Raw genomic sequence first — 24,299 nt, 5'->3', positions numbered from 1 at the left:
CATCCTACTCTGCGTTGCTTCAGGTTGTCCCCGAAGCGGGATGCGCATTCTACGCGCTTCGTTTTCAGTGTCAACATGTTTTTCAAATTTTCTCAAACTTTCTAAACCGTCTTCACTTCGTTTTAATTTGCCTGTAGGCCCCTCAAAACGTGGAGCGCATTCTACGCATCTAATTCTATCCGTCAACACCTTTTTTATCTTTTTCTAGCTTTTTATGCGATATCTGTCTCAAACCCTTATATTTGTTAAAAACATGATCACTAATAACACTTTTTTGACGATTTTATATAAGAATTGTCGAAAATATAAATACGGGGTACACTATTCATAGCCTCCAAAGATACATTAAAAACACAATAAGGAAGGTTTATGAAAGTAGGCTTTATACAGTGCGCCTTAATCAGCGCCATTTTTGCAATAGCAGGATATCTGGTTTTCTCATCTACAGGCTTCAATGCGAGTCTTCCTGTAACTGTAGCAGTTTCGCTTCTAGTTAGTGGGATAGTCACGCCATGGTTAGCTTCGTTATTCAGCAATTCCAGTTCATCTTCTTCCGTTTCATCATCTAAAGAAACTGCAACGTTATATGTAGGGAATCTTCCTTATAAAGCTAACGAAGAAGCAGTAAAGGAGTATTTTAAAAACTATATTGATGTTCAATCTGTTCGTTTAATGAAGGATCGCAGAACAGGTAAACGTAAAGGATATGGTTTTATTGAAGTGTTAACGAGTGATGTTGACACCGCAATTACCAAACTCAACGACAAAGTTTTTCTAGAGCGCACCCTGAAAGTCAGGGCAGCAAAAGATAAAATTGCCGTAGAATAATCAAATTTTTGATTAATTAAAAAAGCCTGGTTATCACCAGGCTTTTTTATTTTACGCGTTAGCCTCATCTGGAACAGGCGTCGGCATAGCATTCAGTAGGCGTTTATTAAATTCATTAAAGCGGTTGATTGCTGACACTAAGTCAGGAACCTGCACATCTTCCATCTGACTAATCAATCCATTAACCAAGGCACCGTATTCATTTCCACTTTCAAGCTTTTCATCAGCATGATTCAGTAAGTCCATCATTTTATCCATGTACTTAGCAATGGAGTTAATGACATTACCATTACCTAATGACCCCTCTCCCCCTTCCTTGTAATTACGTACATTCTGATAGGCCTGTACGACTTCGGTTTGTTGGGTGTGATTTAGCTGCATAGCAAAACCCGCTAACTCTTCATCGTTGTAGCCCACTTTTAAAGCCTGTTCAAACGCTTTGTCCAAGTCACCGGAAAAGAAAGTATCCGCAAGGTCATGTGCTTGACCAACCAGATCTGCAATTGCCTCCATTTCCTCATCATCTAGCTCGCCTTGTAAAGAAAAGCTGATACCGGTCTTTTCATAAAATGAATATCTTTGAATTTGAGAAAGAGAGCTCGTATTACCCGCGTCTTCACCTTCTGTAAACTTGTCACCAAGCGAAATAATTGACTGTTGGTTGTATTGAAATTCACGCAGGTTTTCGAAGCTTAAGGTTAATTCGTCGCCATCTTTGGTGCGGATTAAGATAGCACCCTCTTTATATTCGCTGGCTCCTACCCCAAGTGCCTGGCTCCCATGTACAGGATTAGCGGTGTTCGTTGCTTCGGTTCCTGTCAAACGCTTTTCCAGTTCGTCAAGTTTATCCGCTAACAAACTACGGCTACGGTCAATACCTTCAGCAATCTCATCATTCATCAGCCCGCCAATTTCTTTTTCTGCCATAGCGAAGCCTTTGGCTACACCTTCACGCGCCTGTCCAATAAGTTCGCCTAATTTTTCAGACGATGCTCCGCTTTTCGCCGCTCCGTTAATGACGTTGCCGACAAACTTCATTACATTCTTAGCGATTTTTTCAAAATCAAATAGAGAGGACTGCGCATTTTTCTCAGCCGCATCTTCAGCTTTATGACTTTTGTCGGGGTTTTTCTTTCCATCCAGAATAATAGAATTATCCAGTGTCTGACTTAGCACTTTCATGCCGATAGTAGTTTGGTTACTACTTACGCTAACTTTCGCTGCCTGCTGTTGTTGAAATTCAGCGGCCTGGCGTAAGCCCTCTTCCTGTAACTGTTTTTTGATAGCTTTATCTGGACTAACAGCCGGGGATTGCTCTCCAAGAAAAGCTTTCATTTGACCTACGTTCATAATTTGATCCTCACTAACCTCAACTAATTATCGGCAGTGATACTCAATAGTTTAGTTTATGTACGATAATAATAGAAAATACGTATGGAGATTGAAGTGAGTTCGAAACTGATTACAATGCGTCACCTGACGTTTATGGGGTAAATATATGACGAACGAGCAATTAAATAGGGAATACACTAAACAATTAGAAGCAAAAGCCGCCCGTTTAACTAAGTTATTGTCGCCTTTTGATGCTCCAAATCCGACCATTTTCGCATCTTCGCCAAAACATTATCGCATGCGCGCTGAATTCAGAGTGTGGCATGAAGGTGAAGATTTGTACCATATTATGTTTGATCAGGAGACCAAACAAAAATACCGCGTAGATCAATTACCGGCAGCATGTAGCACTATCAATAAGGTCATGGCGATACTTATTGATGAAGTTCGTAATATTCCTGTCTTGCGGCGCAAGTTATTTCAAGTTGATTATCTTTGTGGTTTAAGTGAGGAGCTGGTGATCAGCTTGCTTTATCATAAGCAGCTTGAAGATGAATGGGAAGAAGCGGCGCGGGAACTGAAACAAACGCTTTCAAAACGGTTCAATGTTAATCTCATCGGTCGTGCGCGAAAACAAAAGGTAGTCATCGACCAAGATTTTATTGTTGAAACCTTGCCGGTAAATGGTAAGACATTTTTTTTCAAGCATACCGAGAACAGTTTTACCCAGCCCAATGCAGAAGTGAACTGCAGCATGATCGAATGGGCTCTATCCGTTTGCGGGGATACGTCTGCTGATTTACTCGAGCTGTATTGCGGCGCGGGTAATTTCTCCTTACCTTTGGCTCAAAAATTTAGAAAGGTAATCGGCACTGAAATTGCCAAACCGTCGGTTTCAGCAGCCCAATATAGCATCGAACGAAATAATATCGATAATGTCGATATCGTCAGGCTTTCAGCTGAAGAGTTTGTTGAAGCTATGAATGGTAAGCGTGAATTTGAGCGGTTAAAGGGAATTGATCTTAGCTCCTACGATTTTTCCACCGTGTTAGTTGATCCGCCACGAGCGGGTTTGGATCCCGCTTCGACTTCAATGATCCAAGCGTACGACGAGATTGTTTATATTTCATGTAACCCTGAAACATTGGCAAATAATTTAAAGCAGCTTTGTCAAACCCACTTCATAGAAGCCTGTGCACTGTTCGATCAATTTCCTTTTACCCACCATATTGAAGTGGGTGTTAAACTAAAAAGGCGGGCCGAACCTTAGCCTTTATAAATAGATGCACCGAGTTGAACAAACCTCAACTGAGATTTAACCCGGCTACCAATTGCTTTACGTAAGGGGACATCAGCTTCTAAAGCTTCTGCCCCTGCGCTAAATACCAGTCTAACCATTGCTTCTGCCTGTAAACTCGCTAATTGGTGATCCACGCTTTGTCGCTCGATGATATAGTCGGTTAACTCTTCAATAAAATGCTGGATCTCTCGTAAAACAGCCGTACGATAGGCAGCAGAAGTCCCAGTATGCTCTCTTAACAAGAGGCGAAATACATTCGTATTTGCGGTGATAAATTCCATAAAAGTATCGACCGACGTATCAATTACCCCACCACCCGTGGCAATTCGACGGCGAGCTTGACGCATGAGCTGTCGCAGGGCAAGACCCGCCTCATCAACTAGTGTTAAACCAAGTTCGTCTATATCTTTAAAGTGGCGATAAAACGACGTAGGCGCGATACCGGCCGCCCGTGAAACCTCTCGCAAACTAACGGCTGATAAGCTACGATTTTCATCGAGTAAGGTGAACGCTGCATTGATTATATTTTGCCGTGTTTTAAGTTTCTGTTCCTGACGACTCACTTTTCGAAAACCCCTTATCAACTCAGTCCGAATGATAACGTAAAAATATGAATTCGAAAGAGTATTATCTCTCTCCTTCACCTGTTTGGTTAATTTTAATAAATAATTAATGTGTTCGCCTTGCCTTGGACTCGCTAAACCGTTAAATTAGCGTACAGTTGTAAGCTGAGATTTATCCATGCAAAGACCACCTTTAATACTAACCAATGTTATCGTTTTTATTGTTACTGCCACCATTGCCTTCGTTGGTGTACCCCTATGGGCTATCGCGTATGGAGTGGATACAGTTGAGATTGTTGCAGCAGTAATTCTGTTTTTCTTTACTGGCATGTCTATTACTGCCGGCTATCATCGCCTTTGGTCACATAAGACCTACGATGCTAATATTTTCGTCAGGGTGATATTGGCTATTGGTGGTGCAATGGCACTACAGAACAGTATCTTACATTGGGCGTCCGATCATCGTGTGCACCACCGTCATGTTGACGATACAGAACATGACCCCTACTCTGCCAAGCGTGGTTTATGGTTTGCGCATATCGGTTGGATGCTGCGTGAATACCAAACTAACCGTTACTCTGATTATAGTAATTGTCGGGATCTGCAGAGAGATCCTATCGTGATGTGGCAGCATAAATATTATCTACCGATCGTTCTAATGGCTAATTTCGGCATTACCGGATTTCTGGGCTGGTTGAATGGCGATATTTTAGGGATGATGTTAGTGGCTGGAGTACTTAGATTAGTTCTGGTTCACCATGTTACATTTTTCATTAATTCACTTGCACATTTCTGGGGAAAACAGCCTTTTACCGACACTAATACAGCTAAAGACAATGGCATCATTGCGCTATTCACCTTTGGTGAGGGTTATCACAATTTCCACCACATTTTCGAGTATGATTACCGAAATGGCATTAAATGGTGGCAATACGATCCTACGAAATGGCTTATTCGCGGATTATCCTACGTGGGATTAACTAAAAATTTGCGCCGTTGCCCCGAAGAACGCATTGAAAAAGCCAAGCTGCAAATGAAATTAAAATATGCTAACGATAAGCTCTCTCATCTCCCCAATGCAGAAGAGATCTTAACTAAAATACATGAAGAATACGATTTACTCATTGAACGTATGACCGAGTATTACACCACCAAGAAACGTTTGATGGCGATCCAGCAAAAAAGCTTAAAGCGCAGCGTTGAGCGTCTTGAGCTTGATTTTAAATACAAAGAGTTAAAACAATCATTGCAACTTCAAAAGCAGAAGTGGCTTCAGCTGCATGACCTTTCCCTGAGTATTGCGTAGATTCTATTTATTGATAAAGCCCGTCTCTCGTCTTACTTCTCACTTCTCACTCTTCACTATTAGGAAACGGGCTTTATTATTTTCGCGGCAAAAGCACCTAAAAAATTGAGTTACCTCAATAACTTGATACACTTTACTCTGAACTCTATTGTATAAAACTGCGTAAAAACAGGTGCTATTTTAATTGGGTGGGTACGTTATGACTAAAAAGAAAACTACCGCGAAGCCAACGTATGACTATGATGCGATAGTTATTGGTACGGGTCCGGGTGGCGAGGGCGTAGCCATGCAGTTGTCAAAAGCGGGTAAGAACGTGGCCATCATAGAGCGTTATAGATCAGTTGGGGGAGGCTGTACTCACTGGGGTACCATTCCTTCAAAAGCGTTACGACACTCGGTAAATAGGCTTATAGAATATAATACCACTCCGCTGTTTTCAGAGAATCACGTCAATCATAATCTGACCTTTTCAGAAGTCATGCGGCAAGCTAGTGGCGTAATTAAAAATCAAGTACGATTACGTTCATCTTTCTATGACCGTAACCGTGTAAAGCTTTATCATGGCGAGGCCAGCTTCATCGATAAGAATACGCTTAAAATTCTAAGAGAGGATGGTTCAGAAGATACCTTAACAGCGAAACAATTTGCCATAGCAACGGGCTCTCGCCCCTATTGCCCTGACGATATCGATTTCAGTCATCCGCGTATTTATAACTCAGACACTATTTTGTCGTTAGATCACGACCCCAAAACTATCATTATTTACGGAGCGGGGGTTATTGGTTCGGAATACGCCAGTATCTTTCGTGGGATGGGAGTAAAAGTAGATCTAGTCAACATGCGTGAGCGTTTACTTTCATTTTTAGATGCCGAAATTTCAGATGCATTGAGTTATCACTTGTGGAATAACGGTGTAGTGATTCGCCATACGGAAACATACAAATCCGTGGAAGGGCGGGACGATTGCGTGGTGTTAAGTTTAGAATCGGGGAAGAAAATGCGTGCCGATTGCCTACTATTTGCCAATGGACGCACTGGCAATACGGACATGTTAAATTTAGATAGTGTAGGTTTAAAAGCCGACTCTCGTGGTCAGATTAAGGTTAATAAAAATTATCAAACCGATGTGGACAATATTTTTGCCGTAGGCGATGTTATTGGTTACCCCAGTCTAGCTTCGGCCGCATATAACCAGGGAAGATTTGCCGCCGAAGCAATGCTCGATGGCGCTACGGATGATCGTATGGTCGAGGACATTCCCACAGGCATTTATACTATTCCTGAAATTAGTTCTGTGGGTAAAACAGAACAAGAGCTGACCGCACATAAAATACCTTACGAAGTAGGCCGCGCACAATTTAAGCACTTGGCCAGGGCTCAAATTGCCTCAACCAAAGTAGGTAGTCTAAAAATACTATTTCACCGAGAGACCAGAGAGATTCTAGGCATTCATTGTTTTGGGGAGCGTGCATCAGAGATTGTGCATATCGGTCAAGCTATCATGCAACAGAAAAACGGGGGTAATACGTTGGATTATTTCGTCAATACTACGTTTAACTACCCGACTATGGCCGAAGCTTATCGTGTGGCTGCGTTGAATGGTTTAAACCGAATATTTATTGATGAGTAATTATCTGATTTTACCGGCAACACCCCACGCTTAGCCAAGCCGTTGGTTTGTAGCAGCTACTGATTAAATTGCATTGCTGCTATAGCATGTTGATCAAATGATACATTCGCCGCTCATAAATAGTGACTTCGGCTGTCTCAAACTCTTCGTTAGTACCAATAGTATTCGCCACACAGTTAATGTTAATTTCGAGCGACTGTCCTTCTACGCAATCAAACAAGTATTATTAATTTAACCGGCAGCAGCTGAACGACAGTAAAGGCTTATTAAGTTTACTATTAGCCAGCTAGGCATTGTTTGATCTTCTGATTACGACTATTTAGTATTAAATAGCCTAGTTGCAGTATAAACATCCGTCAAAGTTCTATGATCACAATATAATTTCAGTTTTATGGGAATTTAGTTAATTATCTCGATGAAAATAGAAAGTTTCGACAAACTTGTAGAACGCGCCAAGCGTTGTACCGTCTGCGAGGCGCAACTCCCTCAACCCCCGAGGCCGGTATTCACGGCTTCGGAAACGGCAAAAATAGTAATTATCGGACAAGCTCCAGGGATAAAAGCACACGACTCTGCTACGCCATGGAATGATGCCAGTGGCGATCGCTTACGCGCTTGGACGGGGATCCCAAGAGAGGTATTTTATAGTGTCGACACCATTGCTCTTATTCCTATGGGATTCTGCTTTCCAGGTTATAAAAACGGCGCTGATGCTCCTCCCAGAAAAGAATGCGCACCTATTTGGCACAAACAATTAATATCACGGATTGCTCCAGAACTTATCATTTTGGCAGGAAGATACGCTCAACAATATTACTTACCTCATTATAAAACTCTTACCGAAGCAGTCGCTGAGCACAATCTATCGCAAAGTAACATAATGGTATTACCTCACCCGTCCGGACGAAACAATAGATGGCTAACCAAAAATCCGTGGTTTACCGAAACCATACTTCCACGCCTCAAGATGAAAGTTGACGAAGCGCTGGAAACAAAAAAGCCTTCAGATTGAAGACGCTTATATAGCGAATTGCATTAGTTTAGGTAGCTTAGAGATAAAGTAATGGAAAGCAGAGTAAATTTATTCCTTTTTTGCCCTTTAGCATAGTTTTTCTCGCGGTTAAGTGCTCCACCTTCGTTTGCTTTAGTCTACCCAAAGCGTACTCAAATTGGGCTATTAGAAGTCGGGACTCTCGCGTGGAGACAGTGTTCTTTGCTGCGAAGCTATATTATTTAGGTGAAACTATTCTCTGGCCCTTTCATTAAGAAACGGCATCAATTCTGAAAACGGCATGGGGCGAGCAAACAAAAAGCCCTGAGCCTCATCACAGCCGAGTTTAAGCATGTAACTTGCCTGCTCTCTTTTCTCTACCCCTTCCGCGATTGTGAGTAGCCCTAGTTTGTTACCCAAAGTAACGATTGTTTCTGCAATAACCGCACTCTTACCTGGGGTGATATCATTCACGAACGATCGGTCTACTTTTAACCTGTCCAGCGGGAGTTTTTGTAGATAACTCATTGAAGAAAAACCCGTGCCGAAGTCATCAATAGCTATAGCCACGCCATACTCTTTTAACGAACGAAGCGCGTCTATTACTATTTGAGGTTCATCCATTACCACACTTTCGGTAATTTCCAGTTCTAACCTACTGGGATCACACTTGAACCGTTCGATTGCAGCTTTTACTTTGTCTATAAATAGCCTGTCCCTGAATTGAAGAATAGATATATTTACGGCCACCCGTAAGTGTCCAAAACCTGCTTCATTAAGATCTTGAATACGCCTGCATGATTCTTCCAGCACCCATTCGCCAATATCAACTATGAGACCAGAATATTCTGCAAGCGGGACGAATACCGCCGGTGAGATATAACTGCCATCCGTATCGGGCCATCTCAATAGCCCTTCCATACCCACTACATTTTCAGAGACTAAATCCACTTGGGGCTGAAACCAAAGCTCGAGTTTGCGATCGGCAAAGTCATTACGCAAGCGTCTGATCATATTCAGTTGCCACGTAGTTTTTTCTTCAATTTCTGGTGCAAAATATTCAAAATTTTCAGCAATATTTTTCTTCGCACGGTTTAACGCAATATTAATGCGCTTCAGGACTTCGATACCGCTTTGTCGCTCCTTCCCAAGTTTGTACAAACCAATCGTAATATTGATCGGAATAGTGTGATCACCCGCCCTAAAAGAGGAGCGAAACACATCATTTATGCGTCCCGGACTTAACTCTCTTTCATCTCCAATCAAGCCGAAAACGTCACCACCAATTCGACTCTTCTTCACCTTATCGTCAAATTCACTCAATAGGCGTTGGGCAACCGCTTTTAGTAACTCATTACCCGCCTCTTGACCTAGCCCATCGTTAATATCTGAAAAATGATTGATATCCACCAACACTACACAGGCGTTATCTGCTTCATAAAGGTGGGGTTTATCAAGCATATTTATGAATTCGTTACGATTAGGCAGGCGGGTTAACCAGTCGCGAAAAGCTGCATTTCGTAATTCGTGGAAGAGGTACACATTTTCATACCCAACAGAAATACTGGATAAAAATACTTCGAGCAATTGCTTATCAATTTTGCTCAGTTCGCGACTCATGTTGACATATACGGCTGCTTCAAACCCAGAACTATTGATATACAGCACGGAACATGAGGGTTCAAAAATATGGCTTTTAACTCTTAGACAGCGATTTACGTGTTCAACTATGTTTTCATCGTGTATTTCGGTAATAGGCTCATTAATAAAGTTTGCAAAATCTCCTGCTGCACCAAGTACATAAACCCCGTCATCTTCCCTGTCTAAAACAGAACCCGCTCGAGCACAAACCAGCCCTTCTGCATCTAACCCCATTAAAGAGCTGATTTGGGTTACTACTCCTTCGCAAAACCCTTTTACCGAATGCTCTTCAAGTAAATTTGCAGCAGAAGCTATGATCTTCTGCAAGCCAAGTCGACTTTGATTAATAGTGAGGATTTGCTGGTATGAACGAATGGACGATATAATTGCCGTTAACAGTTTCCCGCGGGTGAGTTCAGTTTTGGTTTTATAGTCGTTTATATCGTACGTTTTGATGATATGTTCTTCAGGCGCGTAACCTGGCTGCCCAGTGCGTAAAATAATACGTGGCTCAGATAGCTCCAATTCTTCGCGTAAGTGCTTTACCACGTTGAAACCGGCGTCGTCTGTTTCCATTACCACATCAAGTAAAATAATGGCGATTTCTCGACCATACTCATCGAGTGTTGCTTTCGCCTGTTCGGCCGAATAAGCGTGTAGGAAATTAAGTTTTCTGTCGTGTACGATTAAATCTGAGAGTGCCAAGCGCGTTACAGTGTGAATTTCTTCGTCGTCATCAACAATTAAGACATTCCAAACTTTATAGACTTTGGTATCTAGTTCATCGTGACTATCCTCAGCTAGGAAAACCAACTCGTCATTTTCGTAATCAGTTTGCGACATCGTGTCAGAAGCCCTCATTACCACTGTTCATCCATCCTACTCTTATGGGAGGTAATTGCAAAGTTTATACGCCAATGCGATAGTGTAAGTATTAATCCTTACTTTCACGTTGCTTTCCCGTTTTTTAACTTAGCTCTATGACTTAATATGAAGATTATTAGCAGCCCCCACTCCTCGCCAATAAATCAGGTAACTACTGAAAAAATAGACAAAAACGTCGAAAAGGCAAGTAAACAGCAAGATTCAGTTGTTTCTTCATCGAATGGCGTTCGCGATAAAATGCGAGGGATGTTTGCAAAAGTAGGCATAATGCCTGGTATGGCAATGCATGACGCTAAGAACCGCAAAATTGTAGTAGACCGACGCCGAGATATCATCGCCTCAAATAAAATCGCAAATTTACAAAGTATACTTGATGTTGCTTTGACTACCTCGGTGCCTGAATTTGAGAGCGAAACGCTGGACCCGGACTGGTTTTTCGCTTTCACCCATCTCGCGGAAAATATTTATTCTTCGACTATGCAAGAATTATGGGGACGAATATTTGCGGCAGAAATGGCAAAGCCGGGCAGCTTCTCGTTGCGTAGTCTGGAGACTTTAAAAGCGTTAACGCAAAGAGATGCGCGTTTATTTAGCCGAGCAGTTTCGATAGCAAGTATACGGAGTGGTGATCCAGTTCCGAGGATCTTGGTAGGTTATCATCAGCGCCGAGGTTTAAGTACGTTATTACGAAAGGTTCACCCCCACCAGTTAAATTTGTCTACTTATGGTTTGTCTTACCCCGACCTGCTCGCGCTTGATGACATGAAATTAGTCTACGCAACTGAAATTGAAAGTGGTGAATTACTTCCTGGAAAGCCAGTGAGGTGGCGATGCGGTACTCATAGTTTTTCTCTTACTGCCAATCGAAAGGGGGTGGCCTTGGTTTATTATAAATTTACTGCGGTAGGAGCAGAATTAGCGACACTAATTACCCGACAAGAGCCATCACATTATTTATCGGCTATAAAGCAACTTTTAAAGCCTCACTTCACCGTAACATAGCTTTTTTAACCAACGCCCTTCTTTGCTTGCTCGTTCCTAATCGCATTAAAGCGTACTCAGTTCAGCGCAAATATTATTGCTGTGGGATTTTGAGATAGCTGGCCTGTTTAAATTCCATCACCAAACTCATGCAAACCACATTCTCTTTTTAAACCAAAGAAACGGGTATCCTGCTCTTCCATTCCTTCTTCTATACTGCGAGTGGTATGCCAGTCACCGATAGAAACATATCCTTCTTCCCATAATGGGTGATAAGGCAAATCATGCTCTTTAAGGTAATAATGCAAATCCTTATTGCTCCAATCTATTACTGGATATAGCTTGAATTGACCGTTCACCTTTTGCAATACTGGTAACTTTTCGCGTGAGTCAGACTGGCTTCTACGCAATCCTGCAAACCAGGTCTTAGCATTTAAATCAGCCAGTGCACGTTGCATTGGCTCGACTTTGTTCATTTGATTATATTTTTTAATTCCTTCAACCCCTTGTTCCCATAATCTGCCATAACGGGCCTCTTGCCATGCCGCGGTCATAGGGGCGCGATACACCTGTAGATTTAATTGCAAGCGCTCTGTAAGTTGATCAGCAAACGCATAAGTTTCAGGAAATAAATAACCGGTATCTGTCAACACAACGGGTATATCTGGCATTACCTGCGTGAGCAAGTGTAACATCACAGCAGACTGTGCACCGAAACTGGTAGACAGCACATGATTTGCTGGAAGATTTTCTATCCCCCACTTAACTCGTTGTGGTGCCGATAAGGCTTCCAACTCTTGATTTATTTCCGCTAACTGCTTTGCAGAAATATCCAGAGGGGTTGAAAGCGCAGTCGCTAAATTAACATTACTCATAGAAGTCTCTGGCTGAATCAACTACGGGTTTAATAATATTTTTTCGAATAACAAAATCACCGAATGCTTCACTCGCTTCGCGTTCTTTTGCCCAACGACCGATAAGTTCATCGAGGTTAGCCATAATTTCTTGCTCGCTAATATTCTCACGATACATTCTCGGAATACGCGTACCCTCTCTGTTGCCGCCTAAATGCAAGTTGTATTTACCGGGCCCCTTACCCACTAAGCCTACTTCGGCTAGCATGGCGCGACCACACCCATTTGGACAGCCCGTTACTCGGAAAATAATACTGTCATTGGCCATATCGTGTTTTGCCAGCAAACCTTCCAGCTGGGTAACCGCATCGGGTAAATAACGTTCTGCTTCGGCCATCGCCAATGGACAGGTAGGTAAAGATACACAGGCCATTGAATCTTTGCGTTGGAGCGAAGTCTCAGGCTGGATAAGGCCATATTGCGCCGCAAGCGCCTCAATTTTATCCTTTTGATCAGCGGGTACACCGGCAATAATAAGATTTTGGTTTGCCGTTAAGCGAAAATCCCCTTGATGCACTTTAGCTATTTCGGCGCAGCCGGTTTTTAAAGGTTTATTCGGAAAATCCAATATACGGCCATTTTCGATAAACACAGTTAAGTGAAATTTACCATCTATGCCTTCAACCCACCCAAAGCGATCACCTCGGCCGGTAAACTCATAAGGCCGACTGTCAGCGAAAGAAATACCTGCTCGCTTTTCAACTTCCGCTTTAAACGTTTCAACGCCAACTCGTTCAAGTGTGTACTTCGTCTTGGCGTTCTTACGGTTAACTCGATTACCCCAGTCTCGTTGAGTAGATACCACTGCTTCAGCTACGGCCAATGTATGTTCAAGAGGGATAAATCCGAAATCATCAGCTTTGCGAGGATACGTAGTTGTATCGCCATGAGTCATCGCTAATCCGCCGCCAACCAGTACATTAAAACCTATTAGCTTGCCGTCCTCAGCAATGGCAACAAAATTTAGATCGTTTGCGTGTACGTCAACATCGTTTTGTGGGGGGATGACCACAGTTGTTTTAAACTTACGCGGTAGATAAGTATCCCCTAAAATGGGTTCCTTTTCTTCAGTCGTCTCGACCTTTTCGCCATTTAACCAGATTTCAGCATATGCGCGCGTTTTAGGTAACAAATGTTCACTTATTTTCGCAGCCCATTCAAAGGCTTGCTGGTGTACTTCAGACTCAACCGGATTAGAGGTACATAAAACATTCCGGTTGACATCACCGGCGGTAGCAATTGAATCGATGCCTGTTTTGTTTAACGTTTGGTGCATCAGTTTAATATCGGGTTTTAATACCCCATGAAACTGAAACGTTTGGCGAGTGGTTAACCGTATACTGCCATAAATAGAGTGATCTTCAGCAAATTTATCGATAACCAGCCACTGTTCAGGGGTTATTACTCCCCCGGGCAAACGAGCTCGCAACATGACATTATGTAATGGCTCTAGTTTTTGTTTAGCGCGCTCCGCACGAATATCCCGGTCATCCTGTTGGTACATACCATGAAAACGAATGAGCTGGAAATTATCTCCGCTGAATCCCCCTGTAAGATCGTCTTTCAAATCTTGCTCAATAGTGCCGCGAAGGTGACGACTTTCACGTTTTAGACGTTCGTTGTCAGATAACTTACCTTCAACAACATGTGGAGATTTTTCATTATTCATTAGTAGACATCCTTCTGATATCGTTTCGCTTTACGCAGTGCTAGAACATATTCTTTTGCTTCTTGCTCGGATTTGTTACCGAACTTTTCGACAATATGAAGTAAAGCACCTTCAACATCTTTCGCCATATGCATAGCATCACCACACACATAAAAATGAGCACCGGCTTCGAGCCATTGGAATACTTCTTTTCCTTGCTCCATTAGTCGATGTTGTACATAAACTTTTTCTTTCTGGTCACGAGAAAAAGCGAGCGTGATATTTGTTAGTAAGCCCGACTTTTTGTAACCTTGCCATTCCACCTGATACAAAAAGTCCTGAGTGAAATGCGGATTGCCAAAGAACAACCAATTCTTACCTGATGCACCGCGCGCATCTCTTTCCTGCATAAAGGCTCGAAACGGAGCAATGCCGGTTCCGGGCCCTACCATGATGATTGGCGTATCATCATTTTCAGGTAGTTTAAAGTGGTTATTGTTTTCGACAAACACCTTAACTTCCTGACCTTCTTCCAGACGCTCACTCAAGAAACCTGAAGCCCCGCCCTGGTGACGCTGACCGAAGGCCATATAGTCCACATGGGCCACCGTCAAATGCACTTCTTCTTCCACTTCGGCCTGACTGGATGCGATAGAATACAAGCGGGGGGATAATGGACGTAGAGCATCTACTAATTGTTGTGGCTCTAATGTTCCAGGATGTTCACGTACAACGTCAACTAGCTGACGTTCAGATAAATAGGTTCTGAATGTAGCGGGATCGTCCATTAACGATTGTAACGCAGAGGAATTAACATGCTCTTGATAAGCTTTAACAAAACCGGGATAACTTAGCGTAAGTTCAAGCTTTTCAGACAACGCCTTTCTCAGTGTCATCGACTCACCTTTAACAGAAACCTGGCTGTCTCCATTCAACGATAGTAACGATATAAATTCGTCCACCAGCGCAGGTGCATTCGTAAACCAAACACCTAATGCATCGCCAGGTTGATAAGTCAGACCCGAGTCTTCCAGGCTAATTTCGATATGGCGTATGTCTTTAACCGAGTATCTACCTGTTATTTTTTGAGATTCAATTAAACTGGCAGTAAACGGATTGTTCTTATTAAAATTTGATGCTGTTGAGAGTGTCGACGAAGCCGCTGGCATTGCTGTAGTAGATGGATTTCCATCAATTGTTAACGCTTCTTTCAATGAAGCAATCAACTCATCTGACCAAGTTGATGCTTGTTCTTCATAATCAACATCGCAGTCGGCACGCTCGCAGATTGCGTTTGCTCCTAATGCCGCTAGTCGGCTATCGAAGTCTTTACCCGTTTGACAGAAAAATTCATAACTACTATCGCCTAAACTAAGGACGGCATAGTTCAATGAGGATAGTTTGGGGGCTTTTTTACCGCCTAAAAATTCATGTAGCTCCATCGCGTCGTCCGGCGCATCCCCTTCACCATGAGTACTGACAAATACCACTAAATGAGTTTCACTTTTAATTTGACGAGGCTTAAAGTCAGCCATACTCACTAACTTATTAGTATAACCTGCGGCATCTGCTTTCACTTTAAATTGCTGTGCTAACGCCTTCGCGTTACCAGTTTGAGACCCATATAAGATGGTAAGTGTGGGCGTTGACGAAGATGCAGCCGCGCCTGTGGTACCCGCGATAGGCGCACCTGAAACGGACAGACCCGCTAAATAACCGCTAACCCAGGTTAATTGCTGAGAATTTAACCCAGAGATAGCCTGGGTTATAGCATTAAATTGTTGCTCATTTAAGAGAGACGGCAGTACTGCCTTATTTACTGAATTGTCTGACATAACTCGAAAGCCTTGAACTAATGGCATAAGGCTAACGAGTTTATCTAAATAGAGAAAAGAATAAATCTAACTTTTTTATTACCTAAAGTGATTAAAAAAGTTTTTTACCTTAAAAATGAATCTCTAATCCTGCGAATGCACCGTCATATTCTAGGTCAGCGTACACGTCATCAAGGTCGTCAATATCCACATCCACACGTCTATAGCCAAGCTGGACGGTCATATCAACCGCTAAACTATCGATCACCGCGTAAGTTACTGCCACCTGGAAGTCACTGACTTTATGATCATCAATACTTAAGTACGAACCTTCAGCATACGCGGCAAGACCAGTAAAGGGTAAGCCCACCTGAACACGAGAATATACCATAGGTACAATCCCGCTAAAATCGCGGCTACCTTGTAGAGCATTGGCCTCATCTAATACAGCAAGCTTACCATCAACGTACTTACCATTAAGCCCTACGTCGAAACTCACTAAATCATTATCGAACAGCTCATAGTATAGAATAAGATCTGTAGCTGTAATATCAGATTGGGTTGCTACAGTCGTATTTGAGGCAAAGGTTGTGCCAGCATACGTAAAATCGTTTTGAAGCGCTGTTACCCCTTCACTGTCCAATGTGGTATGGTTTATTTTAACATTTGGTATAAAAGGTAACGGATGTTCGATGGCGACATACATCGCAGTATTCGTTTCATCATCAAAGTTAAAATTGGCCATTGAACTGGTATCAGCAAAACTGCCAGATGTATCTGTTTTCCAACCTTGTCCGCCCACGTAAAGACCAGCTACCGTATCTGCCATAACTGGCATCGAAAACAGGGTGGCAAGTGAGGCGGTGAGTAACACTTTTTTCATTAAATTATCCTTGATTGAGTAATTCTGATAATTCTATCAGGGCTGCATTAGCTCTTGAAATATAATTTGCCATAACTAAGGAGTGATTTGCTAACATCCCAAAGCCTCCTCCATTTAGTATCATGGGGCTCCAGATTGTCTGTTGTGTGGCTTCCAGTTCGCGAATAATCTGACGCAAACTGACTAAGGCATTTTTATTTTGAAGAATATCAGCAAATTCGATTTCAACCGCTTTTAGAAAATGAAGTAATGCCCAGGTTGCACCTCGTGCTTCGTAGAAATTGTCGTCCAACTTCCACCAGCTGGTTTTTGTTTTCTGGTCGCCGACAGCGGTAGATTGCTTCGCCCTTTTATCGCCCGCTAAGTCTGTGTTATAGCGTGATGTCTCAACGCTAGCACTCAATCGCTGCGAAAGGCTTCCCATGCGTTTTTCAACCTGCTTAAGCCATTCACGTAGATTGTCAGCGCGCGTATAGAATTGATGATTACCAGACTCATTTTTTACTAACTCACGACGATAGGATTTGATTAGGTTAATCGCGGCGGCGTATTCTGATTCAGCAGATGGAAACATCCATGCACGGCTATCAATATTCAATTTGGGTTGGGCTTTAACAAGGAAAGAGTTCTCTAGCGACTGTGATTGAGACCGACTGAAATCTTTACGCATGGAGAGTGCTAAGTCTCGTACCATTTCCAGAACACCGAATTCCCACGCGGGCATATTATCAAGCAACACTCCCGGCGGCATAACATCATTGGACAAATAGCCGCCAGGTTTTTTAAGTAAGGTTTCAGAAACGGTGATCATTGTTGTAGTCATGGTGAACCCCGCAACCTGGGTATGGGAAAGCTCGCTGGCTTGTGCTCGGGTATTGGCGCGAACGTCAAACGTATCGGGTTGTATACTCCAATACCAACCGATAAGCCAAAAGATTATAAATAGAACAGCAAGTGCGATAGCAATAGATTTGGCAGTTAAATACTGTCTCATAGCAAATTTTTCTTCCCTTGATAGCAGCAGTTTGCGTGGGCGGCATACAAACCTTTATTGAACAGTTTTACGTGGCGAAAGATAAATCGTTCACCGCCGAATAATTACAATTCTAAACGACTAATGAACTGGCGTACATGAGTGCATCAGGATAATGCACCACTTGTATTATCTTTACGCAGAAAATAAATAAGCGCGACGAGCAATAAAACGGGCCAAAACGCGCTTACTCCCATTGCTAACAAAGCAATCGCCGCTGCACCTAGACCTATCACTATCGCGCCAATCAAACTTACGGCAATTACAAAGCCAATAATGACAAATACGACGCCTACTGCGGTGATGGCCAACACGCTTTCGATCGGTGAAAGTATCTCATCCCCAAACACAATGTTCATCCCCCGCCACTCACTTATTATATCGCCAAACCCATAGGCTAGGATTAACGCGACAACCACTGCAACAAGGAAGTTTTTCATAATTCTCTCCGAGGTAATAAAACAACAGCTGCGATATAAGCAATGACCGACAATCCTGGCATAAAAAATAGTGAGGCCACGGCAGCAGCTCTCACCCAAACAGCATCAACGTCCAGATAGCGAGCCAAACCGGCACACACGCCTGAAATGACTGCGTTATGCATTTGTCTATAAACGCGTTTTGAATTTGAAATTGTTTTCATGAGGTTACCTCAACTATTTAGGTAAATGAGGCCCGTTTTCACGGGCGGGTAAATTTGTCTTATGCCGCATATTTCTGCTTTAAATCAGCAAGCTCTTTATCGATATCGTCACTGGTCGATAATTCACGAAACTGTGCTTTTAAGGACGTGTCGTGCGATTCACTTTTTGCCGTTAGGTCATAAGCTTCTACTTGTGCTTCGAGGTTATCAATACGTTGCTCGTATTGTTCAAAACGTGCCATTGCACTCTCGATCTTGTTACTATGTTCCACCGTTTTTGCTTTTAGACGCACCGTGGCTGATTGTTTTCTGCTGAATAACGTTTTTTGCTTAGTGCGCGCTTCGGTAAGCTTACTTTGCAAGCGAGCAGTATCCTCTTGTAAGTTACCTAGCAGTTCCCCTACCTGGTTGAGTTGCTCATTAACGGCGTTAACTTGGTCGGTATATTTTTGCTTTTCTTGTAAAGCGGCCCGAGCCAAGTCTTCTTTTCCTTTACTCATAGCCAATTCTGCTTTCTTCAACCAGCTATCGGCTTCGCGCTGAAATTTGTCCTGCTGTCGGTGAAACTGTTTTTGCTGCGCAATATACTTGGCGGCTTCAGAACGAATCTCTACCAAGGTCTCTTCCATTTCCTGAATTATGAGACGGATCACTTTTTCGGGGTCCTCTGCTTTATCCAGCATTGCATTAAGGTTTGCTTGTACAATATCGGTCATTCGAGAAAACATGCCCATGATAAATCCTCCAAGAATATGTGTTTTGTGTTTTCATAGAAAAGATTACAATAGCCATGCCAAAGATGTTACATACTGATTTTAAAGTAATTTTTATTTTTTCGCTCACAGAGCGGTTCGTAGGAAGTAGGTATGTTAGTCAAATTCGCCACTTCCAATAACCGTTTTGACCAACTTAATTTGCTATTTGCATAGCAATTACATTTCCGCAAAAAAAAAGCGGATGCACATGGCTATCCGCTTTTTTTGGTTTTCTATATATTTACTTTTTAAACCAATGAACACCAGTCGAAAAAAGTACCGCACAAAGAATAAAGGTGAGCACAGGTAAAATAGTCATGGCGAACACGAACGCTGGCTGAAACATAGTTCAGCCTACTGAGTTCGTTTAACAGTTTTTTCCTTCTTAAGCGGAGAAACTGCAACCAGTTCAGTCACTTCTACTTTCCCTTTCGCATTTTCATTATTTAGAGAGAAATGAAAAGCGGTATTACTGATGGATTGTTGAAGCTTTGCTGACAATTCTGATTTTGTTTTTGTTAACGCTTTTTCTACAAACTGACCTACCGCGCGTTCTACAACCGACTCCTGAGCATGTACAGTTACACTACCAAAAGTTAATGCTGCGGCAACAAAAATAGTGAGGGTTTTCATAGTGGCTTCCTTCGTTACGGTATGTCGAGAGTAAAATTGTTTGTGTAACTAAAAATAGCGAAAGCCATGCCAAAAACCCATCTCATTGATTTTATTATATAAAATTTAGATACACATAGAAACCCCAGGGGTTAGCTTTGAACATTTACGAAGAAATAAGCAAATTAACTAACCCTGTTAGTTAATTTGACCAAACTACTTACTGTTAAATTCTAAAACTTCTTGTTGAGCTTGTTTTACTTTTTGCAATGCATTTGAAAGTAAATCAGGATCGGGATTTTTTCCGGTTCCATTTTGACTGAGGTAGCGGCGCCAAATTTTCCCCCCGGCCTGACCTTGAAAGAGTCCCAGCATATGTCTCGCCGCGTGCCAGGGCTTGAAGCCACACTGATCTTGCCGATCGATGTATTCTTGCATATCGCGCACAATATTTTCCCGAGTAGGAACAGATTGGAGATCATCAAAAATTATCTTATCCACTTTAGACAAAATATAGGGATTTGCGTAAACCTCTCGTCCCATCATCACGCCATCTATTTCTGCCAGGTGAGACTGTGCTTGCTCTAACGTTTTCACCCCACCGTTCAGTGAGATATGTAAACCCGGATGGGATTGTTTAAGTTGATAAACGCGGGGGTAATTCAACGGTGGAATTTCACGGTTCTCTTTAGGACTAAGCCCCTGTAACCACGCTTTTCGGGCATGGACGATGAAAACTTCACAACCGCCTTCAGCAACGATATCAACGAAACGTGCAAAATCTGCAAATTCGTCCATATCATCAATACCTATACGACACTTCACCGTTACAGGGATATCAACTGACTTACGCATTTCGTGAACACACGCTGCAACAGTCTCCGGGTTCGCCATCAAACATGCGCCGAAGCTACCGTTTTTGACTCGATCTGAGGGGCAGCCTACATTGATATTAACTTCATCGTAGCCACGTTCTTGCGCCATGACGGCACATCGAGCCATGTCAGCGGGATTAGAACCTCCAAGCTGCAATGCTACCGGATGTTCTTCCTCGTTAAACGCAAGATAATCTCCCTTTCCATAAATAAGTGCGCCTGTCGTCACCATCTCGGTATAAAGAAGGGTGTGTTTAGAGAGCAAACGCAAAAAATAGCGGCAATGGCGATCGGTCCAATCCAGCATTGGAGCGACTGAGAAACGACGATCTATAGAATCAGGTAGACTTTTCAACTTAAACCTATGATTAGTGTAACTTCAAATATTAGATGCGATAGGAGTGTTATCGCGCCATTCTACGTTTCGAATCTTAACTTTTAGCCTATCCCCGCTCTCGATACTTGTTGTGAGAGAAAATAACCTAAAGCTAAGTTCGAAAAAAACACAGTTTATCATTTCTACGCTTAATAGAAAAAATCAAACTGCTTCTTTTTTATCGCCAATTTTGTCGAGACCTTGCTGAGCCTACTCGAAAGAACACGTCGCATAGAACGGTATTGAATGACAAGCTTGTATTATATTTGGCAAAAACAGTGATGTGTTAGCCTGCCCTTTGTCGCAGACGTAAAAACACCTATAATAGCGTTGTCGACATCAGTGTTATCTGAAGAAGTTAACCGAGCAGTAGAAGCGGGTGTCAATCGACATCTTGCAAAGCCAGTAGATAAAAAAAATATTGATGGAATCACTTATTCAAGTTGATTCAAGTACGTTGTCGTAGCACCTGCAGGCGATTTCAAACATCATGAAGACTAAGCGGCAAAGCTTTATTCTAACGTTATTAAATACTTGGATGAAAACATAAGTTCACCGGAAGAGGTATTATCTCAATAGTTACCCTTTAGAAGAGAAGCGTCAAACCAGTTTTCAATCTGAGGTTCATTACATCCACGATTTTCTACTACTTTCAGCTGCATAGATTAATGCGTTAGCCAGCTTCCATGCCTCAGCTTGCGGTAAGAAAGGGATAGTTATAGAGCCACTTGCCAATAATATTTTTAACGTCGCAACGCATTTGCGTTTCATAAATATACTTTGAACAACAGTAACCTGTTGGACTTTATATTTTTCAAAACACTGATAATCTAGGCCAACCCTCCCGCTTCGAACATATACATAGCGCTCGTCATCAGTGTATCCCCAGCGCCACCAACGCAATACCATAAGCGTGTTCAATACCATTGCCACTATTAAAATGACTACCAGCTCGTGCCATTGCTGAAAATAAACAGCGATGCCGGATAATAAAAAGACAGGGGGCAAAATCCATATCCCTAGCCAGTATGATAAAAACCGCTTACTCACGCTTTTGTAATTGGGGTTATAAATCTTACTGCCAGGCATGGCACCATTTATAAGGGGTTGAACTTCATCAATTGTGATCGAGGGAATAAGCAATTTATTAGGCGACATTAGCTCCGGTTGTTGTGGGGTGCCTGACGTATTCTGTTCAAAATACAGATTAACCCGACCTAACGCTTTGTCCAGCCAGTCCTGCTTAGCCGTGATCATCTGAATCCGAGACCGTTTCATACTGACTTCTTGTTTATTCAATAGTCCGCTTCTACGGATGTACCTGTCCTTGTCGCGGCTTAGCGTATAACCATAAAAAGATAAAAGCGCGCCTCCAACAGAAAGTAGCGCTAATAAGGCCATGATTATTATCAAAGCGGTAAGCGTATATAATCCTAATTGCCACCACGCGGCCGTTTGTTCACCGATGATATGATTAAGGCTTAATCCCTTTGATTCAAGCCAATTGTATACATGGGTTGATGCTCGATCATAAAATGGTGCGGCGGCACCTAATAAAATCCACACGCGATTATTGGTGATCCCGTGAATGATTAAATCTTTTATACTGCGCCGATTGAGTACAACTTCATCCGCTTCTCGATCAAATGAGGCGTGCTCAGGTGAGCCAACAGAAGGGGCCTTCGAAACAGAAGTATCCGCCAAAACTTGTTTTCGTAAGGTTTGTGCATAAATCAGTGGCACGGCCACTATTTTCGCTTCTTCTTCTGAACTACCCGCTGTATCAAACACAACTAATGCGAAATTTAGCGGTCGATAATAAAAGGGCTGCTCTATCTTAAGATTTTGAATACGCCAGAAGGGTAAATTAATATGGCGGCGACTTATTACCCCACATTTAACTTCTACATGTCGATTATGTATGCGGAAGAAATAGAAGAAATAACTTATCAGACCGCTTATCGACATTACTGAAATCAGTCCGACACCCGCCGCAATGGCGTAAGACAATCTATGCATCTCAAATATGTTGGAGCTGATAGCTAATGCTGGAATGACATAAATTAGAAACTGAGCAAATTGTTTAATATTACTCGCAGTAAAATACAAAATAGATATCGGAGCTAAACGTTGCCAGCTATCCCCAGTATCAATACTCTTTTGTTGATGTGTAACTGTGCTAGATGATTGTTCGGTTCGCGTATGATTCATCGGGCATCAAGTTCTTTGTGATCCAGAATAAACTGGCGTAACTGCGCCGCTCTTTCAATAGGTAGTCCTGGAATTTCGAAGGTATGCGCACTACCGCCTGCGGAGAAAACCTGAATTTTTGCTAAGCCAGCAAAACGATCTAATGGGCCACGTTTAAGTTCTATATGCTGCACCCGCAAAATTGGCTGACATGTTACTTTTCGAAAAATAAGCCCTTTGTGTAAAATCAAATCTTGTTGTCTAACCGCATAGCGGATACGTGGGTCAGCCAACCAGTGATAGACAAAGGAACAGCCACTTATAAACCCTACGATACCCAAAGCAATAGGATACACCGCACGCACTGGCTCGGGAAGGGGAAACCACGGCTGAAAGTATACAATGCTAATACCAATACTAATGAGCAAGAATACTACCACCACGGTTGCTAAATTGACGATCCTGTACCTAGGAGATAGGGGATGCGTTTCCACTTCTCTAGCGTCGGGTAACTGAGATAGCACAACCGGTTCGTTACTGAAATCGTCAATTTTCATTTATTACTTCCCAATTTCCCAACTTCCCAGCGAATAAAAAATCCAGAATAGAGTAAAAAGGCAAAAGAGTCACTTTTGTTTCGCCCGCCCCCGACACTTGCGGTTTTTTTATATCCGCTGTTAGGGCTGATTCAGATTTCGCTGAGCCACTTCAAATGCGCCCGCTATGGGGCATGAAAAATACGATCTATTCTCACTCAAATCGATAAGTGAGGAGGTCCCGATTGTCATCGGGATGACGCGAAAGATGATGATAACCTTTACGCTTGCAGCCTTACTACCGTCATCGTGACGAAAGTCACTACCGTCATCGTGACGAAAGTCACGACCTCCTTGAGGACGCAGAAGAGCTCAAAATCACTTATGAATCAAGGTAGTTTTTCATTCGTTGCAACAGCCAGGGAGGTCCCGATTGTCATCGGGATGACGCGAAAGATGATGATAACCTTTACGCTTGCAGCCTTACTACCGTCATCGTGACGAAAGTCACGACCTCCTTGAGGACGCAGAAGAGCTCAAAATCACTTATGAATCAAGGTAGT

The 24,299-nt window shown here is 42.5% G+C and carries 21 protein-coding genes; 6 read left to right on the top strand and 15 right to left on the bottom strand.

What is annotated here, in order from left to right; genetic code table 11:
• The first annotated feature begins 369 nt into the window (after positions 1–369).
• Positions 370–828 (top strand): RNA recognition motif domain-containing protein, encoded by a 459-nt coding sequence (locus OPS28_RS12895; RefSeq protein ID WP_265609876.1) that lies wholly within the window; start codon positions 370–372, stop codon positions 826–828.
• 51 nt (positions 829–879) lie between these two features.
• Here OPS28_RS12895 and OPS28_RS12890 read toward each other — a convergent pair whose 3' ends face one another.
• Positions 880–2,178: a DUF5610 domain-containing protein gene (locus OPS28_RS12890; protein ID WP_265609875.1), complete on the bottom strand. Its 1,299-nt coding sequence runs from the start codon at positions 2,176–2,178 to the stop codon at positions 880–882.
• Between the two features lie 148 nt (positions 2,179–2,326).
• On the opposite strand from OPS28_RS12890, the gene trmA reads away from it, so the two are divergent.
• Positions 2,327–3,430, top strand: a complete 1,104-nt coding sequence (gene trmA, locus OPS28_RS12885) for a tRNA (uridine(54)-C5)-methyltransferase TrmA (protein ID WP_265609874.1) — start codon at positions 2,327–2,329, stop codon at positions 3,428–3,430.
• Here trmA and fabR read toward each other — a convergent pair.
• Positions 3,427–4,023 (bottom strand): HTH-type transcriptional repressor FabR, encoded by a 597-nt coding sequence (gene fabR, locus OPS28_RS12880; RefSeq protein ID WP_265609873.1) that lies wholly within the window; start codon positions 4,021–4,023, stop codon positions 3,427–3,429. The genes trmA and fabR overlap by 4 nt on opposite strands.
• 178 nt (positions 4,024–4,201) lie before the next feature.
• Here fabR and OPS28_RS12875 point away from each other — a divergent pair, with 178 nt between their 5' ends.
• The 3 genes from OPS28_RS12875 to OPS28_RS12865 all read left to right on the top strand — a co-directional run bounded on the left by OPS28_RS12875 (position 4,202) and on the right by OPS28_RS12865 (position 7,971).
• The gene (locus OPS28_RS12875) at positions 4,202–5,329 is read left to right on the top strand and encodes an acyl-CoA desaturase (protein ID WP_265609872.1); all 1,128 of its coding nucleotides are present in this window, start codon (positions 4,202–4,204) and stop codon (positions 5,327–5,329) included.
• Between the two features lie 199 nt (positions 5,330–5,528).
• Positions 5,529–6,959, top strand: a complete 1,431-nt coding sequence (sthA, locus tag OPS28_RS12870) for a Si-specific NAD(P)(+) transhydrogenase (protein WP_265609871.1) — start codon at positions 5,529–5,531, stop codon at positions 6,957–6,959.
• A gap of 415 nt (positions 6,960–7,374) precedes the next feature.
• Positions 7,375–7,971, top strand: a complete 597-nt coding sequence (locus OPS28_RS12865) for a uracil-DNA glycosylase family protein (protein ID WP_265609870.1) — start codon at positions 7,375–7,377, stop codon at positions 7,969–7,971.
• 231 nt (positions 7,972–8,202) lie between these two features.
• On the opposite strand, the gene OPS28_RS12860 is transcribed toward OPS28_RS12865, so the two are convergent.
• The gene (locus OPS28_RS12860) at positions 8,203–10,434 is read right to left on the bottom strand and encodes a bifunctional diguanylate cyclase/phosphodiesterase (protein ID WP_265609869.1); all 2,232 of its coding nucleotides are present in this window, start codon (positions 10,432–10,434) and stop codon (positions 8,203–8,205) included.
• Between the two features lie 147 nt (positions 10,435–10,581).
• On the opposite strand from OPS28_RS12860, the gene OPS28_RS12855 reads away from it, so the two are divergent.
• Positions 10,582–11,478 carry a TIGR03899 family protein gene (locus OPS28_RS12855; protein ID WP_265609868.1) on the top strand — a complete coding sequence of 299 codons (897 nt, stop codon included), beginning with the start codon at positions 10,582–10,584 and terminating at the stop codon, positions 11,476–11,478.
• Positions 11,479–11,585: 107 nt separating this feature from the next.
• Here OPS28_RS12855 and OPS28_RS12850 read toward each other — a convergent pair whose 3' ends face one another.
• The 12 genes from OPS28_RS12850 to OPS28_RS12795 all read right to left on the bottom strand — a co-directional run bounded on the left by OPS28_RS12850 (position 11,586) and on the right by OPS28_RS12795 (position 23,757).
• Positions 11,586–12,332 carry a phosphoadenylyl-sulfate reductase gene (locus OPS28_RS12850; RefSeq protein WP_265609867.1) on the bottom strand — a complete coding sequence of 249 codons (747 nt, stop codon included), beginning with the start codon at positions 12,330–12,332 and terminating at the stop codon, positions 11,586–11,588.
• Positions 12,325–14,040 carry an assimilatory sulfite reductase (NADPH) hemoprotein subunit gene (gene cysI / locus OPS28_RS12845; protein ID WP_265609866.1) on the bottom strand — a complete coding sequence of 572 codons (1,716 nt, stop codon included), beginning with the start codon at positions 14,038–14,040 and terminating at the stop codon, positions 12,325–12,327. Before cysI ends, OPS28_RS12850 begins: the two co-directional genes overlap by 8 nt.
• Entirely contained in the window at positions 14,040–15,854 is a 1,815-nt protein-coding gene (locus OPS28_RS12840; protein ID WP_265609865.1) for an assimilatory sulfite reductase (NADPH) flavoprotein subunit, read from the bottom strand. Before OPS28_RS12840 ends, cysI begins: the two co-directional genes overlap by 1 nt.
• A 109-nt stretch (positions 15,855–15,963) precedes the next feature.
• Positions 15,964–16,716, bottom strand: a complete 753-nt coding sequence (locus OPS28_RS12835) for a TIGR04219 family outer membrane beta-barrel protein (protein ID WP_265609864.1) — start codon at positions 16,714–16,716, stop codon at positions 15,964–15,966.
• Positions 16,717–16,720: 4 nt separating this feature from the next.
• Positions 16,721–17,710 (bottom strand): DUF2333 family protein, encoded by a 990-nt coding sequence (locus tag OPS28_RS12830; RefSeq protein WP_265609863.1) that lies wholly within the window; start codon positions 17,708–17,710, stop codon positions 16,721–16,723.
• A 146-nt stretch (positions 17,711–17,856) separates the two neighbouring features.
• Entirely contained in the window at positions 17,857–18,189 is a 333-nt protein-coding gene (locus tag OPS28_RS12825) for a hypothetical protein (RefSeq protein ID WP_265609862.1), read from the bottom strand.
• Positions 18,186–18,392, bottom strand: coding sequence for a PspC domain-containing protein (locus tag OPS28_RS12820; protein ID WP_265609861.1), 207 nt, complete (start codon positions 18,390–18,392; stop codon positions 18,186–18,188). Before OPS28_RS12820 ends, OPS28_RS12825 begins: the two co-directional genes overlap by 4 nt.
• A gap of 59 nt (positions 18,393–18,451) precedes the next feature.
• The gene (pspA, locus tag OPS28_RS12815) at positions 18,452–19,126 is read right to left on the bottom strand and encodes a phage shock protein PspA (protein WP_265609860.1); all 675 of its coding nucleotides are present in this window, start codon (positions 19,124–19,126) and stop codon (positions 18,452–18,454) included.
• Between the two features lie 375 nt (positions 19,127–19,501).
• The gene (locus OPS28_RS12810) at positions 19,502–19,780 is read right to left on the bottom strand and encodes a hypothetical protein (RefSeq protein WP_265609859.1); all 279 of its coding nucleotides are present in this window, start codon (positions 19,778–19,780) and stop codon (positions 19,502–19,504) included.
• Positions 19,781–19,975: 195 nt separating this feature from the next.
• Positions 19,976–20,941, bottom strand: a complete 966-nt coding sequence (gene dusA, locus OPS28_RS12805) for a tRNA dihydrouridine(20/20a) synthase DusA (protein WP_442863997.1) — start codon at positions 20,939–20,941, stop codon at positions 19,976–19,978.
• 696 nt (positions 20,942–21,637) lie between these two features.
• Positions 21,638–23,221: a PH domain-containing protein gene (locus tag OPS28_RS12800; RefSeq protein WP_265609857.1), complete on the bottom strand. Its 1,584-nt coding sequence runs from the start codon at positions 23,219–23,221 to the stop codon at positions 21,638–21,640.
• Entirely contained in the window at positions 23,218–23,757 is a 540-nt protein-coding gene (locus OPS28_RS12795; protein WP_265609856.1) for a PH domain-containing protein, read from the bottom strand. The genes OPS28_RS12800 and OPS28_RS12795 overlap by 4 nt, the downstream gene beginning before the upstream one ends.
• Positions 23,758–24,299: the final 542 nt, after the last annotated feature.

Source organism: Alteromonas sp. ASW11-130 (assembly GCF_026183735.1).
In the GTDB taxonomy this organism is placed as follows: Bacteria; Pseudomonadota; Gammaproteobacteria; order Enterobacterales; family Alteromonadaceae; genus Alteromonas.
The sequence above is the reverse complement of the archived record's forward strand: the minus strand, read 5'-3'. Positions and strand labels throughout refer to the sequence as shown.